Consider the following 14808-nt stretch of genomic DNA (forward strand, 5'->3'; position numbering starts at 1 on the left):
AAGCCCACCCAGCGGCGCCCGTGGCGCGCTTCAATCAACCGCCGGTACCACGGGCGCCACCACCGGCGCGTGTACCGGCAGGGCGTGTGACGCCAGGCCGGTAGCTTTCGGCGCCTCCTCCGGAATGCGGCACAGTCCCCAACGCACCAGCCATCGGCCGACCACCTCGTGCGCGCTCAGCCATGCGAACGGGATCGATCCGATCAGGCCCGCCAGCACCGGCGACCAGACCCAGATCGCACCCGGCGTCCGCAAGAAAACAAGGCCGGCCAGCACCAGCCCGAGCAACGTCTGCGGCCACAACCCGCGCAGTGCGACCCTCCAGTCGATGCGCTGCACATCGCGCTGCTGCGCGGCCCAGCCGACGCGCCGGCCGAAGGGCAGCCCGAGCAGGAACAGGGTCACGGCCACCGCCACCACAGGCGCTGTCAGCAGCCAGAAACCGAATTCCAGCACAGCGCCGCAAGCGATACGCGGCGCACCACCATAGGCCCGGCGCAGCGGACCGCGCAGCATCACGTCGACCAGCGTGGCCAGCTTGGGCGCCAGGTTCATGCCCATCACGGCGACGAACAGCACGACTGCGAAATCGGGCCGGAAGGGCTGTTCACGCCACATCCCGAGCATCATGAAAGCAAGCCACGCCGGCGCCCCCAGGTACATCGCAATCGCCAGCAGCAACTGGCAACGGCTCACCGGCAACAGCCCCGGCAAGGTGAGCAATTGCAGGTACTGCATGTTGCCTTGGCACCAGCGCAGATCGCGCCGGATGAACTCGAGCAGGTTCGGTGGGTTCTCTTCCCAGCTGCCCTCCTCGTCCGGCAGCACGCGGACTTCGTAGCCAGCGCGCCGCATCAGCACGGCCTCCAGCTGATCGTGGCTCAGCACCGGGCCGCCGAGCGGCGGCGGACCGGGCAACTCCGGCAACTCGCAATGCGCGATGAAGGGCTGCAGGCGCAAGATGGCGTTGTGGCCCCAGTAAGGACCACAGTCACCCTGCCAACTCGCCGCACCCAAGGTGTACGAACGCATGCCCAGCCGCATGCCGAACTGAAACATGCGCGTGAAGGCGCTGGCGCTGGGCAGCCCGGTCACCAGCGTCTGCAGGATGCCGATCGCGGGCCGCGCTTGCATGATGCGCACCAGCCGAAGCATCGCCTGTGGCGTCATCAGGCTGTCGGCATCGAGCACGATGGCGTAGTCGTGCAGCGTGCCCCAGCGCTCGCAGAAGTCGCGGATGTTGCCGGCCTTGAAGCCATGGTGCTGCTCGCGCAGCCGGTAGCTCAGCGCGATCGCCGTGCCGAAGCGCGCCTGCAGTGAAGCCACCATGCGGGCTTCAGCGGCCACGATCCCGGGCTCGTCGCTGTCGCTCAGGACGTAGAGATGGAAGGCCGCCGCCTGCCCGCTGTCGACGAGGCCGTGGAGCATCCAGGCCAGGTTGCGCGAGAGGCGGCCCGTGTCCTCGTTGCGAATGCAGGCCAGCAGTGCCGTGGACGATTCGATGCGCTGCAGCGGCTCGGCGGCATGGATGTGCGGTGCGACCAGGCCGGCCGCATGGCGGCTGGCGCCCATCAGAGCCAGGCCGATGGCCGCATTCCAGAAGCCGACCACCGTCCACGGCAGCGTGACCGCGAAAGCCAGCAGCATCCCGAGGCCCAGCGCGTCGATCCTTCCGACGAACAGCGTCGCAGCCATCAGCCAGACCAGGCCGAGCACCGTGGCTGCGACGGCCAGGGCAAAGCCAGCGCGTCGCCAGCGCAGGCCGGCGTTCACGACGACGTCAGGCTTCACAGCATGCGGCGCAACAGCCCGTCGCGTCGGATGAAGGTGTGATGCACGACGCCCGCCAGATGTCCCAGGATCAGCAGCCCGATCGCGATCGCACCGCAGAAGTGCAGGAAGGACAGCACCTTGGCGAGCGCCTCGTCCTTGCCCACCGGTGACGGGATCGGCAACACGTTGAAGACCGACAGCGGAAAGCCCCAGGCGTTGGTGGCCAGGAAGCCAATGATCGGCATCAGCACCAGCAGCACGTAAAGGCCGATGTGGTTCGCATGCGCGACGAAGCGCATCCATGCCGGCATGTCGAGCGGCAACGGCGGCGGCGGGTTCAGGCGGCGATTGACGATGCGGATCAGCACCAGCACGAAGATCAGCACGCCAAAGCTCTCGTGAATGTTGTAGAGCCGCATCTTGAAAGCCTCGTCGGCCGGCTCGAAGAAGGCGATCCAGATGCCGGCTGGAATGACGACGAGAAGCACCAGCGCGCTCATCAGCCAGTGCAACAAGCGGGACGAAGCAGCGTAGCGCGACACAGGTGTCATACAAGCCTCCAGATTCGTCGGATGGCGATCAGCGCGCCTGGGCGGTCGCAGCCGGACCATCTCATCGGCTGCGACCTTGGCGCCGCCGGCCGATGGTAAGGGAGATTGGGGAGCACGGATATCCTCGGCCGCACCATACTGCTTGGTCCGAGCCGTGCCCCATGGTGCATGAGCGCCATCAACGCACTACAGGAACCGACCCATGGTCCCGCCTCGCAAGATGCCCAAGGCCAAAGTGCCTGCCAGGAAGGCTGCCCGACTGGCGGCAGTGAAGCGGTCCGCCGCGCCAACGGCTGCCGCCGAGACGAACGATGATGGCGCAGTCACGCTCGAACAGGCCAAAGCCATCGTCGCGGCACGCGCGCGTGCGCGCACGCCTGCCCCTGCGGGCGCAGCAGCCGGCCCCCTGCCCCCACCCGCCGCGACATCGTTGCGCGATGTCGCCCGTGAACGCAAGCAGATGGCGCAAGCGCAGCGACGCGAGCAGAAACAGCGCATCCAGGACTACAAGGCCGTGATGCAGGTGATGAAGCAGCGCGGCGTGCAGAACATGGCGCCAGAGGAGCAGCCGTCGGCCGCGGCCGCACGCCCGGGCGCCAGGGTGCCTCTCACGGCGGCCGCTCCGGGCGGCCCGCTGCGCGTGTTCGCGGAAGGCGACTCCTGGTTCGACTATCCCTATCCGCTGTTCGGCGGCGGCATCATCCCACGCCTGGAAAAGCGCATGGGCATCCCCATCCTGAACCTGGCCAAGGCTGGCGACGAAGTGCGTTTCATGATGGGCGTGGACGAGCGCAAGCTGATGGCCGAGCAGCTCAGCGCGGGTTGCCCCACGGGCGGTGAATGGGAGGTGTTGCTGTTCTCCGGCGGCGGCAACGACATCGTCTCCAATCCGATGGCGCTCTGGGTGCGGGACTTCGTGGCGGGGAAGCCACCCGCTCAACTGATCCATCGGCCCCGCTTCGACGCGGCCCTGGCCATCGTGCGCGCCGGCTACGAGGACCTGATCGCCCTGCGCGATGCGCTGAGCCCGCGCACACATCTGGTCTTCCATGCGTATGACTTCGCCCTGCCCGACGGGCGCGGCGTCTGCCATCTCGGGCCCTGGCTCAAGCCGACCTTCGACCTGCGCGGGTTCCCGACGCAACAGGCCGGCGCCGAGGTCGTGAAGCTGATGCTGTCGGACCTGGCCTCGCTGCTGCAAGCGCTGGCCACCGCGCACAAGGGCGTGACCTTCATCAACGGTCAGGGCACGCTGGCGCCGGCGGCGGCGAGCTGGCACAACGAGCTGCATCCGTCCCGGCAGGGATTCGACAAGTTCGCCGCCCTGTTCCATGCGCGGCTCAAGGCGCTCTTTCCGAACCGCATGCCGGCGTGAGGCGCATCGCGGTCAACCGGGCCAGGACCGGGCCGACCTCACGATCGCCGGCTCGCTGCTACGACCCGATCACTCCCACTCAATCGTCGCAGGCGGCTTCGAACTCACGTCATAAGTCACGCGGTTGATCCCGCGCACCTCATTGATGATCCGCCCCGACACCTTCTTGAGCAGCGCATAGGGCAGCTCCGCCCAATCGGCCGTCATGAAGTCGCTGGTCTGCACCGCGCGCAACGCCACCACGTAGTCGTACGTGCGCCCATCGCCCATCACACCCACGCTCTTCACCGGCAGGAACACCGTGAAAGCCTGGCTGGTGAGGTCGTACCAGGTCTTGCCGGACGCATCCTTGAAGTTGCGAAGCTCCTCGATGAAGATCGCATCGGCGCGGCGCAGCAGGTCGGCGTATTCCTTCTTCACTTCACCGAGGATGCGCACGCCGAGGCCCGGGCCCGGGAACGGATGGCGATAGACCATCTCGGGCGGCAGCCCCAGCGCCACGCCCAGTTCGCGCACTTCGTCCTTGAACAGGTCGCGCAGCGGCTCCAGCAGCTTGAGACCCAACTGTTCAGGCAAACCGCCAACGTTGTGATGGCTCTTGATCGTCACGGCCTTCTTGCTCTTCGCGCCGCCCGACTCGATCACGTCCGGATAGATCGTGCCCTGCGCCAGCCACTTCGCGCCCTTCGCGCCCGCGCTTGTCAGCTTCGCCGCTTCCTGCTTGAACACCGTGACGAACTCGCCGCCGATGATCTTGCGCTTGGCCTCCGGGTCGCTCACGCCCGCGAGCTTGCCCAGGAACAGGTCGCTCGCATCGACGCGGATCACCTTCGCATGCAGCTTACCGACGAACATGTCCATCACCATGTCGCCTTCGTTCAGACGCAGCAGGCCGTGATCGACGAACACGCAGGTCAGTTGGTCGCCGATCGCGCGATGGATCAGCGCCGCCGCCACCGACGAATCGACCCCGCCCGACAGGCCCAGGATCACTTCCTCGTCACCCACCTGCTCGCGGACCTGCTCGACCGCCTCGGCGATGTGGTCCCGCATCACCCAGTCCGGCTTCGCGCCGCAAATGCCGAGCACGAAGCGATCGAGGATCGCCTGCCCCTGCACCGTGTGCGTGACTTCCGGGTGAAACTGCAGCGCATAGAAGTGCCGCGTCTCGTCGGCCATGCCGGCGATCGGGCAACTGTCGTTCGACGCCATCAGCTTGAAGCCCGGCGGCATTTCGGTGACCTTGTCGCCGTGGCTCATCCAGACGTTGAGCATGCCGTGGCCTTCCGGCGTGGTGAAGTCGGCGATGTCCTTCAGCAGTTCGGTGTGGCCATGCGCGCGCACCGCCGCCGAGCCGAACTCGCGCTTGTGGCCGCTCTCGACCTTGCCGCCCAGCTGATGCGCCATGGTCTGCATGCCGTAGCAGATGCCGAGCACCGGCACGCCCAGTTCGAACACCGCCTGCGGCGCCTTGTCGGTCGTGTCTTCGTAGACGCTCGCATGGCTGCCAGAAAGGATCACGCCCTTGAGCGTGCCGTCCTTGGCGTATTCGCGCACCCATTCGTCGCTGACGTCGCAAGGATGAACCTCACTGAACACATGCGCCTCGCGCACACGGCGGGCGATCAGTTGCGTGACTTGCGAGCCGAAGTCGAGGATGAGGATTTTCTGGTGTTGCATGTTTCGTTCAGTCCAGTGCAATGCGCTCGATGCCGCAAGCTTGGGCGGCGCGCAGGAGTGCCTTGTCGGTCGATGCGATCTGGCCGTTGAGCCTCACGCAAAGTTCCAGGTACGCAGCGTCGTAAAAAGTCAGTTGATGGGCGCCGGCCATCCGCAGGATCGCGCTGCGGCGACGTGCATCGGGCGGCGGGTCGAATTCGATCTGGCATGCGCCCAGCAGCTTCATGCCCTGCTCGACCTGCTCGGGGTCGAGACGGCCCCGGCGCAAGGACATCAGCAGCAGGTTGCCCGTTTCCCAATGCCACAGCGACGGCGCATGGAAACGTCCCGGCTGCACGCGCACCTGCTTGTAGAGCTGGTCCGCCGCGTCGGTTCGTTCATCCGGAATGAGCCAAGCCGCGGCAGCGGAGGCGTCGACGATGACGGGCTTCAAAAACGGCGCCCCTCGTCGCGCAGTTTCTTCCAGTCACCAGGTTGGTAATCCGGGTCGGGCTTGACCAATGCGCGAAAGGCATTCAGTTCGTCCAGCGCTTGCTGGCCGAGCGCTTCGAGCGCATCGGGCGACTGTTCCTCGCCGGGCTCTCGGACGATGCGCGCAATGGGCCGGCCATGGCGCGTGAGTACCACCTCTTCGCCCTGTTCCACAGCGTGGATCAGCGCGGAAAGCTGGTTCTTTGCCTGATGAATGGCGATCGATTGCATGATCTGGCCTTATTTCAAAATCAGGCCAGATTATCGCCTATTCCGCCCGGTAGTTCGGCGCTTCCTTGGTGATCTGCACGTCGTGCACATGGCTTTCGCGAATGCCGGCCGAGGTGATCTCCACGAACTCCGCCTTGTTCTGCATGTCCGCGATCGTCGCGCAACCGCAGTAGCCCATGCTCGCGCGAACGCCGCCGGCCATCTGGTAGACGATCGACACGATCGAGCCCTTGTACGGCACGCGACCTTCGATGCCCTCAGGCACCAGCTTGTCCGTGTTCGGGTTGCCGGTCGTCGATTCCTGGAAGTAGCGGTCGGCACTGCCTTGCTGCATCGCGCCGATCGAGCCCATGCCGCGATAGCTCTTGTAGCTGCGGCCCTGGTACAGCACGATCTCGCCCGGCGCCTCTTCGGTACCAGCGAACATGCTGCCCATCATCACCGTGCTCGCCCCGGCCGCGATCGCCTTGGCAATGTCGCCCGAATAGCGCACGCCGCCGTCGGAAATCAACGGTACGCCGGTCCCTTGAAGCGCGGTAGCTACGCTGTCGACCGCCATGATCTGCGGCACGCCCACGCCCGCCACGATCCGCGTCGTACAGATCGAGCCCGGCCCGATGCCGACCTTCACCGCATCCGCGCCCGCATCCGCCAGTGCACGCGCCGCGTCGCCGGTGGCGATGTTGCCGCCGATCACGTCGACCTGCGGATAGTTCTTCTTGACCCAGCGCACCCGCTCGATCACGCCGGCACTGTGGCCGTGCGCCGTGTCGACCACGATCACGTCCACGCCGGCCTTCACCAGCGCCTCGACGCGCTCCTCGGTGCCCTCGCCCACGCCCACCGCCGCGCCCACGCGCAGCCTGCCCGAGCCGTCACGCGCCGCGTTCGGGAAGCTGGTCTGCTTGGTGATGTCCTTGACGGTGATCAGGCCCTTGAGCACCCATTCGCCGTTGATGACCAGCAAGCGCTCCAGCTTGTGCTTGTTGAGCAGCGCCTTGGCGTCTGCCAGCGTCGTGCCGTCGGGGACGGTGATGAGCTTGTCCCGCGGCGTCATGATCTCGGTCACCGGCGCGTCATAGCGATTCTCGAAGCGCAGGTCGCGCCCGGTCACGATGCCAACCACCTTGCCCGCATCCACGACTGGAAAGCCAGAGATGCCGAGTTGGTCCGACAGCGCCATCACCTGGCGCACCGTGTGCGTCGGCGTGATCACGACCGGGTCGCGCAGCACGCCGGATTCGTAGCGCTTCACCCGCGCGACTTCTGCGGCCTGCTGCTGGGCCGTCAGGTTCTTGTGCACGATTCCGATGCCGCCCTCCTGGGCAATCGCAATCGCGAGGCGCGCCTCGGTCACGGTGTCCATCGCCGCAGAAACGAGCGGGATGTTCAACGTGATGTTGCGGGAGAGTCGGGTGGCGAGGGAGGTGTCCTTGGGCAGGACCTGGGAGAACGCTGGCACCAACAACACATCGTCGAAGGTCAGCGCTTTGCCGAGAAGGCGCATGGGTGAGGCTCCAAAAGATGGATTGTAACGATGGGTGCGTAGTTACCCGGACGCGCGTAGCGTTGTCCCTGCGTTGCTTCCCTACAATGTTTAAAAGCGGTCGTCATTCGTTAATTTCCGACAACACATCCGTAACAATTTTCACGCAACCCCTGAACTGCCACCCATGAAACTAGCGCACGCCCTGATTCTTGGTTTCGCCTGTGCGCTGCCGTTGGCCGCGAACGCGCAATGGCAATGGGTCGACAACGCGGGCAAGACGGTTTTCAGCGACCAGCCCCCGCCACTCGACGTGCCGGAGAAGAACGTTCTTCGACGTCCCGCCAATGCCCGCAGCGCCCCCCGCGTGAACGTGGACGCCGCGCCCCCCACCGGCGCGGATGCCCCGGCCGCCACGCCCCCGCCTGCGGCCGCCAGCGCGCCCAAGCCCACCGGCATCGACAAAGAACTCGAGGAAAAGGCACGCAAGGCCGCGGAGGCCGAGAAAGCCAAGAAGGCCGCCGAGGAAGCCAAAGTCGCCAAGGCCAAGGCCGACAACTGCGCCCAGGCCCGCCAGAGCAAGGCCACCTTCGACAGCGGCATCCGCGTCGCCCGCGTCAACGCCAGCGGCGAACGCGAGATCCTGGACGACGCCCAGCGCGCCGCCGAAGTCAAGCGCGCGCAGGCGGCCATCGACCGCGACTGCAAGTAAATCTTCAGTAGCCCGGCTTGCCGCCCTCTCGCCGCCTGGCGAACAGTCCGGTCGCCCGCGCCCCTTGCCGACGAAAGCGCTCACGGCGCGCCACCTTCGGATCCACCGTGAGCGGGCGGCACAACTCGACGCGGTCGCCCTCACTCAGGGTTTGGTCCCATTCGACCGCCCGGCCCCAGACCCCGCACGCCATCGCGGCCCAATCCAGCGCCGGAAAGCGCGCAGGCAGTGCACTGGCGAGCACCGCATCGCGGACCGTCGCTTGCGCGGGCAGCGTCAGCGCCTGCTCGAAGACCTCGCGCGGCGCTGGCGAGTACACCAGCGTGATCTGCATCATCCCGGCGGCTTGTCGTAGACCTGCTCGGCGCGCTTCACGAAGGCCTCGACCAGGCTGGATGCGATCTTGTCGAACACCGGACCGACGAGTTTCTCCAGCGCGAAGTTGTTGAAGCTGTAGCTCAGGTTCAGGTCGACCCGGCAGGCCCGTTCGCCCTCCCCGCCCACCGGCTGGAACTTCCAGACGCCATCGAGATTGGAGAACGGCCCGCTGATCAGCTTGAGCCGCACTTCGCGGCCCGGCACCTGCGTGTTGCGGGTCGTGAAGCTCTGGTGGATGCCACCGAATGCGAGGCCGACCTCGGCCGTCATGCCGTGCTCGTCCTGGTCGATCACCTTCGAGCGATCGCACCAAGGCAGGAACTCCGGATACCTGGCCACGTCCGTCACCAGTGCATACATCTCCTCGGCGCTGTACCAGATCAGGACGGACTTGTGGACTGTTTTCATAGAATGGGTACGAGCGTGCGCGACGGATTGTATTGAAGCCATGCAGACCCCAAATCAAGCACCATGGCCACCAAGAAAAAAGCAGACCCCTCCTCCCGCATCGCCGACAACAAGAAGGCGGCGTACAACTACTTCTTCGAGGAGCGCTTCGAGGCTGGCATGGTGCTGGAAGGCTGGGAAGTGAAGTCCCTGCGCGAGGGCAAAGTGCAACTCACCGATGGTTACGTGATGATCCGCGACGGCGAGATGTTCATCGTCGGCTGCCAGATCAACCCGCTGCGCAGCGCCTCCACGCACACCACGCCCGATTCCATCCGCACCAAGAAGCTGCTGCTGCACAAGGAGCAGATCCGCCGCCTCACCGGCAAGGTCGAGCAGAAGGGCTACACGCTGGTGCCGCTCAACCTGCACTGGAAAGCGGGCAAGGTGAAGTGCGAGATCGCATTGGCCAAGGGCAAGGCCGAACATGACAAGCGCGACACCATCAAGGACCGAGAAGGCAAGCGCGAAGTCGAGCGCGCCATGAAGAGCCGCAACAGGTAGTTCGCCCGCATAAACTGCCGTGTCGCAATGAATACCTTCGTTGCGTCGATTTTTCTTAACTGAAGGGGAAACTTCATCATGATCACCAAACTGTTCAGCGCTTCCGTCGTCGCGGTCGCCCTGCTTTCCGGCTGCGGCAGCATGTCCAAGGCTCCCGACGCCCCGACCCGCACCTCCGACGGCGTGCTGATCGGCCCCAACGGCATGACGCTTTACACCTTCAACAAGGATGCGGTCAACAGCGGCAAGTCGGTCTGCAACGCAGCTTGCGCCACCAACTGGCCCCCGCTGTTTGCGCCCGACTCGCCCAAGCAACCCATGGGCCCCTACACCATCGTCACGCGTGACGATGGCAAGAAGCAGTGGGCCTACAAGGGCTGGCCGCTCTACTACTGGGCCAAGGACGCCAAGCCGGGCGACAAGACGGGTGACGGCATGGCCGACAAGGCTTGGGCAGTGGCGCGGCCCTGACGTAAAGCCCACCCCCGCAGCGCCTGCGGCGCCCGGGCGGCCGCCAGATGCGGCTGCTCTTACGGGCCGTCCAAGCCTGCACAGGCAGGCTTGGAGCCGCGGCCCTCAGCCCCTCAAGGGGGCGCACCTGGCGGCCCGGCGAAGCCGGTTCCGCGGGTGCCCACGAGCAGGCATTGCGCGCCAGCTTTCCTGCGTCGCTGGGCCGCGCGGCAGCGTCAACTCACTGGCGCTGCCGCCAACCCAACCATTCGTTGACCACCAGCGCACCCATCACGAGCGCACCACCGGTCAATACGCTGGACGCAGGCGTTTCACCCGCGCCGACCCAGGCCAGCGCAATTCCGAACAGCACCTCCAGCAGCGACAGCAAGGCCACTTCGGGCGCCTTCAGCACCTTGGCGCACAGCACCGAGAGCACGCAGGGAATCGCCAGCTGGAACAAACCCAGGAACGCCAGCAACCCCAGGTCATGCGCATTGGCCTGGAACGGCCAGGCCAGCGGCAAGGTCACCAGCGCCGACAGCGCCGCACCGATCAGCACGGCCGGAACCAGGTCCACATCGTGACCGGTGGCATGGGCATGCTGCACCACGGTCCAGTTGCAGGCGAGCGCCAGCGGCACGCACAGCGCGACGAAGGTGCCCGTCATCGACCCCTGGCCGAACTGCTGGCCGTACATCCATGCGATGCCGACACCCGCCACCGCAATGGCGCCCCAGGTGCGCGCCGGCAGCTTGTGGCCAATGAAGATGCGCGCCGCCAGGGCCGTGAACAGGGGACCGACCGACATCGTGACCAGCACGTTGGCGGTCGAGGTGATCGTCAGCGCCACCATGAAGGCGGTGAACATCACGCACCAGCAGAGGCCGGACACCCAGAGGTCGACGCCGCCGCGCCGGATCTTCGTGAAGACCGCGCGTCCTTGCCAGGCCGGCAGGATCACCAGCAGCGCCAGCACCGTGAACAGGCTGCGCCAGAACGTGACCTCGAAGCTGCGCGCCGCTTCGAGATGCCGCGTCACCACCCCGGCCGTGGCCCACATCAGGGTCACGACCACCATCAACCAGACCGCGCGCGTGTGCGGCAGCTTCAAGACTTGCCCCCACCCGGGGACTGGCCGTCGTTCGATCCGAGCAAGCAAAGGGCGGTGCATCGAACATCGCTCAGCGCGTCGACGATGCGCTGCAACGCCTCACGTTGCCGACCTGCAGGAACCTGCGCCGGCTGGGGCAACAGGCGCAATGCAAAGGCGCGCGACACCAGCGGCAGGCCGCGCGCATGCACCCGCGCGAGATCGGACATCGTGTCGAGCAGCGCGCAGTAGGAAGCGCCGAAGCGGGTATCTGCAAAAAAGGAGGCCACGCCCGCATAGAGTTGCAACAACGAGTTCTGGGCGCGCTTCAAGCCGCCAAGCCGCAACTGCGAGGTTTGCGCTGCACCCAGTTTCTGCAACATGGCTTCGGCGAGCAGCACCTGCCGGGCGATGCAGCGCGCCACGAAGGGCTGCAGCACCGCGATTTCGCCCTGGTAGTCGACCACGTTCTGCACCACGGCTTTGGCATCGGGAACGCCCTGCTGCAGGGCGTTGAAGCTTGTGTACGCCGTGATCGCGGCCCGGGTGCGGTCGCACACCTGCGACAGGGCCGCAAGGTCCTCCGGCTCGTACTTCACGTTGTCGACAAAGCGCGTCGAATCGCCGAGCAGGCGCAGCACGACCCCGCCTTGTGCATCGGCCAGACGCGGCATCTCATCGGGGCGCAACGAGCGCAGCCCGTCGAAGGCGTGCCCGGCCTGGGCATGCGCGGTGAGGGGCAAGTCGGACCCGGCGCGGGCAAGCGGCGCGAGCGCCACCAGCACGAGCAGCATCCAGACAAGCGCAAGCCATCGCCACCCGTTCAGGGCAGCGACCGAGGCGTCCCCTGCCGACGCCTCCGACTCAGGCGGCCGTTTCGCGGGAAGCGCGCTTGCGTTCATGTTCCTTCAGGAAGCGCTTGCGCAGGCGAACGCTCTTGGGGGTGATTTCGACGAGTTCGTCGTCCTCGATGAATTCCACGCCGTATTCCAGCGTGAGTTCGATCGGCGGCGTGATCTTGATCGCGTCTTCCTTGCCGCTCACACGGAAGTTGGTCAGCTGCTTGGTGCGCGTGGCGTTCACGACCAGGTCGTTGTCGCGGCTGTGGATGCCGACAATCATGCCTTCGTACACCGGATCGTTGGCGCGCACGAACATGCGGCCGCGGTCGTCCAGCTTGCCCAGGGCGTAGGTGAAGATTTCACCGTCGTCCATCGAGATCAGAACGCCGTTCTTGCGGCTGCCGATCTCGCCCTTGTGCGGCTCGTAGCTGTCGAAAATGTTGCTGATGAGGCCGGAGCCGCGCGTCAGGTTCAGGAATTCGTTGGTGAAGCCGATCAGGCCACGCGCCGGGATGCGGTATTCCAGGCGCACGCGGCCGCGGCCGTCCGGTTCCATGTTGACCAGTTCGCCCTTGCGCTCGCCCAGCGCCTGCATCACGCCGCCTTGGTGCTGGTCCTCAATGTCGGCCGTCACCAGTTCGATCGGTTCGTGCTTCTCGCCGTCGACGGTGCGGAACACCACGCGCGGCTTCGACACGGCCATTTCATAGCCTTCCCGGCGCATGTTTTCCAGCAGGATGGTCAGGTGCAGTTCGCCGCGGCCCATGACTTCGAAGATGCCTTCTTCGTCGGTCTCGTTCACGCGCAGCGCGACGTTGTGCTGCAGTTCCTTCTGCAAGCGGTCCCAGATCTGGCGGCTGGTGACGAACTTGCCTTCGCGACCGGCCAGCGGGCTGGTGTTGACGCAGAAGTTCATCGTCAGCGTGGGCTCGTCGACTTTCAACATCGGCAGCGGCGCCGGATTGGTCGGGTCGGTGACGGTGACGCCGATGCCGATATCTGTGATCCCGTTGATCAGCACGATCTCGCCCGGGCCGGCTTCGGTGGCCTGCACGCGGTCCAGGCCTTGGAAGGTCAGCACCTGGTTGACGCGGCCCTTCACCTGCTTGCCGTCCGGACCTTCCATCACGACCACGTCCATCATCGGCTTGAGCGTGCCCTGGCTGATGCGGCCCACGCCGATGCGACCGACGAAGGTCGAGAAGTCGAGTGCGGAAATCTGCAGTTGCAGCGGCGCGTCCGGATCGCCCTTCTGCGAGGGGACGTGCTTCAGGATGGTGTCGAACAGGGCCGACATGTCCGGGCCCCACTGCTCGCCCTGCGGGCCTTCTTCCAGCGAGGACCAGCCGTTGATGCCCGAGGCGTAGACCACGGGGAAGTCGAGCTGTTCGTCGGTGGCGCCGAGCTTGTCGAACAGGTCGAAGGCGGCATTGACGACCTTGTCGGGATTCGCGCCCGGCTTGTCGACCTTGTTCACGACGAGGATGGGCTTCAGGCCCAGGGCCAGCGCCTTCTTGGTCACGAAGCGCGTCTGCGGCATCGGGCCTTCCTGCGCGTCGATCAGCAGCACCACGCCGTCGACCATCGACAGCGCGCGTTCCACTTCACCGCCGAAGTCCGCGTGGCCCGGGGTGTCGACGATGTTGATGTGCGTGCCTTGCCAAGTCACGGCGCAGTTCTTGGCCAGGATGGTGATGCCGCGTTCCTTTTCGATCGCGTTGTTGTCCATCACGGTGTCGACCACCTTTTCGTGTTCGGCAAAGGTGCCGGACTGGCGCAGCAATTGGTCGACCATCGTGGTCTTGCCATGGTCCACGTGGGCGATGATGGCAATGTTGCGGATTTGGTTGGTACTCATGGTGTCGTCTCGCAAGAAGTTGCGTTCAAAAGGATTTGCTGGATTTCGATGGGGTTCAGCAAGCGCCCCGGGATCAGTTCGTTGGCGGTGATGTGGGCGGTGCCGAGAAAGGCCTGGGGCTCGGAGCCGAACACTGCGACTTCGCTCGCATCAGCCCACTGCCCACGCCGCCGCAGCCCGGACAGAAAACGCGCCGCATCTTCCACGCCAAGCGTGACACGGCTGTGGCCCGCCACCAGCGCTTCGGCTGGCAACAGTTGCGCGAGGCGCTCTTCTTCGCTCATGGCTTCGAGCGCCTCGAGCGTGATGCATTGCGATTCGGTGAAGTCGCCCGTTGCGGTACGACGCAGCGAAGTGAGATGCGCACCGCAGCCGAGCGCCTCGCCGATGTCTTCGCCGAGCGTACGGATGTAGGTGCCCTTGCTCACGCGGGCGGTGATGCGGATGTCCGAAGGCGTGTCCATGGCGGCCACCTTCAGCGAATGAATCACGACGTCGCGCGCCGCGCGCTCGACCTCGATGCCTTGGCGGGCGTATTCGTAGAGTGCCTTGCCGTCTTTCTTGAGCGCGCTGTGCATCGGCGGTACTTGCCGCAGCGGGCCGGTGAACTGCGCTTCGACGCGCGCCAGGTCCTCAGGCGTGACGCTGACAGGCCGCTCGGCAATCACGTCGCCTTCCGCATCGCCAGTGGATGTCTTCACCCCCAGCCGCGCCGTCGCGACATAGGTCTTGTCCGCATCCAGATGCAACTGGCTGAACTTGGTCGCCGCGCCAAAGCACAGCGGCAGCACGCCAGTCGCCAATGGATCGAGCGTGCCCGTGTGACCCGCCTTCTCGGCACGCAGCAACCACTTGGCCTTCTGCAAGGCTTGGTTGCTGGAAAGCCCCAGCGGTTTGTCGAGCAGCAACACCCCATGCACAGGGCGCCGCTGCACCCTTGTGCGTGGCGCGTGCATG

The 14808-nt window shown here is 65.7% G+C and carries 16 protein-coding genes; 4 read left to right on the forward strand and 12 right to left on the reverse strand.

Annotated features, from left to right (window positions below):
• Window positions 1-30: 30 nt before the first annotated feature.
• Both mdoH and WKW82_RS15420 read right to left on the reverse strand, forming a co-directional pair.
• Window positions 31-1791: a glucans biosynthesis glucosyltransferase MdoH gene (mdoH, locus tag WKW82_RS15415; protein ID WP_340343172.1), complete on the reverse strand. Its 1761-nt coding sequence runs from the start codon at window positions 1789-1791 to the stop codon at window positions 31-33.
• Window positions 1788-2324: a cytochrome b gene (locus tag WKW82_RS15420; protein ID WP_340343173.1), complete on the reverse strand. Its 537-nt coding sequence runs from the start codon at window positions 2322-2324 to the stop codon at window positions 1788-1790. The genes mdoH and WKW82_RS15420 overlap by 4 nt, the downstream gene beginning before the upstream one ends.
• Before the next feature lie 202 nt (window positions 2325-2526).
• Here WKW82_RS15420 and WKW82_RS15425 point away from each other — a divergent pair, with 202 nt between their 5' ends.
• Window positions 2527-3699, forward strand: a complete 1173-nt coding sequence (locus WKW82_RS15425) for a hypothetical protein (RefSeq protein WP_340343174.1) — start codon at window positions 2527-2529, stop codon at window positions 3697-3699.
• Between the two features lie 69 nt (window positions 3700-3768).
• On the opposite strand, the gene guaA is transcribed toward WKW82_RS15425, so the two are convergent.
• The 4 genes from guaA to guaB are packed head-to-tail and all read right to left on the reverse strand — an operon-like array spanning window position 3769 to window position 7588.
• Window positions 3769-5379, reverse strand: a complete 1611-nt coding sequence (gene guaA, locus WKW82_RS15430; RefSeq protein WP_340343175.1) for a glutamine-hydrolyzing GMP synthase — start codon at window positions 5377-5379, stop codon at window positions 3769-3771.
• 7 nt (window positions 5380-5386) lie between these two features.
• Entirely contained in the window at window positions 5387-5812 is a 426-nt protein-coding gene (locus WKW82_RS15435; RefSeq protein WP_340343176.1) for a type II toxin-antitoxin system VapC family toxin, read from the reverse strand.
• On the reverse strand, window positions 5809-6081 hold the full coding sequence (locus WKW82_RS15440) for a type II toxin-antitoxin system Phd/YefM family antitoxin (protein ID WP_340343177.1): 273 nt from the start codon (window positions 6079-6081) through the stop codon (window positions 5809-5811). The genes WKW82_RS15435 and WKW82_RS15440 overlap by 4 nt, the downstream gene beginning before the upstream one ends.
• A 37-nt stretch (window positions 6082-6118) precedes the next feature.
• Window positions 6119-7588 carry an IMP dehydrogenase gene (gene guaB, locus WKW82_RS15445; RefSeq protein WP_340343178.1) on the reverse strand — a complete coding sequence of 490 codons (1470 nt, stop codon included), beginning with the start codon at window positions 7586-7588 and terminating at the stop codon, window positions 6119-6121.
• Between the two features lie 166 nt (window positions 7589-7754).
• Between guaB and WKW82_RS15450 the strand changes: the two genes are divergently transcribed.
• Window positions 7755-8279 (forward strand): DUF4124 domain-containing protein, encoded by a 525-nt coding sequence (locus WKW82_RS15450; protein WP_340343179.1) that lies wholly within the window; start codon window positions 7755-7757, stop codon window positions 8277-8279.
• A 4-nt stretch (window positions 8280-8283) separates the two neighbouring features.
• Here WKW82_RS15450 and WKW82_RS15455 read toward each other — a convergent pair whose 3' ends face one another.
• Both WKW82_RS15455 and WKW82_RS15460 read right to left on the reverse strand, forming a co-directional pair.
• On the reverse strand, window positions 8284-8616 hold the full coding sequence (locus WKW82_RS15455) for an RnfH family protein (RefSeq protein ID WP_340343180.1): 333 nt from the start codon (window positions 8614-8616) through the stop codon (window positions 8284-8286).
• Window positions 8613-9065 carry a type II toxin-antitoxin system RatA family toxin gene (locus tag WKW82_RS15460; protein WP_340343181.1) on the reverse strand — a complete coding sequence of 151 codons (453 nt, stop codon included), beginning with the start codon at window positions 9063-9065 and terminating at the stop codon, window positions 8613-8615. Before WKW82_RS15460 ends, WKW82_RS15455 begins: the two co-directional genes overlap by 4 nt.
• 63 nt (window positions 9066-9128) lie before the next feature.
• Between WKW82_RS15460 and smpB the strand changes: the two genes are divergently transcribed.
• Both smpB and WKW82_RS15470 read left to right on the forward strand, forming a co-directional pair.
• Entirely contained in the window at window positions 9129-9608 is a 480-nt protein-coding gene (smpB, locus tag WKW82_RS15465; RefSeq protein ID WP_213954899.1) for an SsrA-binding protein SmpB, read from the forward strand.
• 78 nt (window positions 9609-9686) lie between these two features.
• On the forward strand, window positions 9687-10079 hold the full coding sequence (locus WKW82_RS15470) for a COG4315 family predicted lipoprotein (RefSeq protein WP_340343182.1): 393 nt from the start codon (window positions 9687-9689) through the stop codon (window positions 10077-10079).
• A gap of 220 nt (window positions 10080-10299) precedes the next feature.
• Here the strand turns inward: WKW82_RS15470 and WKW82_RS15475 are convergent, their stop codons facing one another.
• The 4 genes from WKW82_RS15475 to truB all read right to left on the reverse strand — a co-directional run bounded on the left by WKW82_RS15475 (window position 10300) and on the right by truB (window position 14807).
• Complete coding sequence (locus tag WKW82_RS15475; protein ID WP_479694181.1) at window positions 10300-11139, reverse strand: DMT family transporter; 840 nt, start codon at window positions 11137-11139, stop codon at window positions 10300-10302.
• A 29-nt stretch (window positions 11140-11168) separates the two neighbouring features.
• Window positions 11169-11945, reverse strand: a complete 777-nt coding sequence (locus WKW82_RS15480) for a hypothetical protein (RefSeq protein ID WP_340343184.1) — start codon at window positions 11943-11945, stop codon at window positions 11169-11171.
• A 70-nt stretch (window positions 11946-12015) separates the two neighbouring features.
• Window positions 12016-13851, reverse strand: a complete 1836-nt coding sequence (gene typA / locus WKW82_RS15485) for a translational GTPase TypA (protein ID WP_340343185.1) — start codon at window positions 13849-13851, stop codon at window positions 12016-12018.
• Window positions 13848-14807 carry a tRNA pseudouridine(55) synthase TruB gene (gene truB / locus WKW82_RS15490; RefSeq protein WP_340343186.1) on the reverse strand — a complete coding sequence of 320 codons (960 nt, stop codon included), beginning with the start codon at window positions 14805-14807 and terminating at the stop codon, window positions 13848-13850. Before truB ends, typA begins: the two co-directional genes overlap by 4 nt.
• Window position 14808 lies beyond the last annotated feature (1 nt).

Origin of the sequence: Variovorax rhizosphaerae, from assembly GCF_037889975.1 — a bacterium.
In the GTDB taxonomy this organism is placed as follows: Bacteria; Pseudomonadota; Gammaproteobacteria; order Burkholderiales; family Burkholderiaceae_C; genus Variovorax; species Variovorax rhizosphaerae.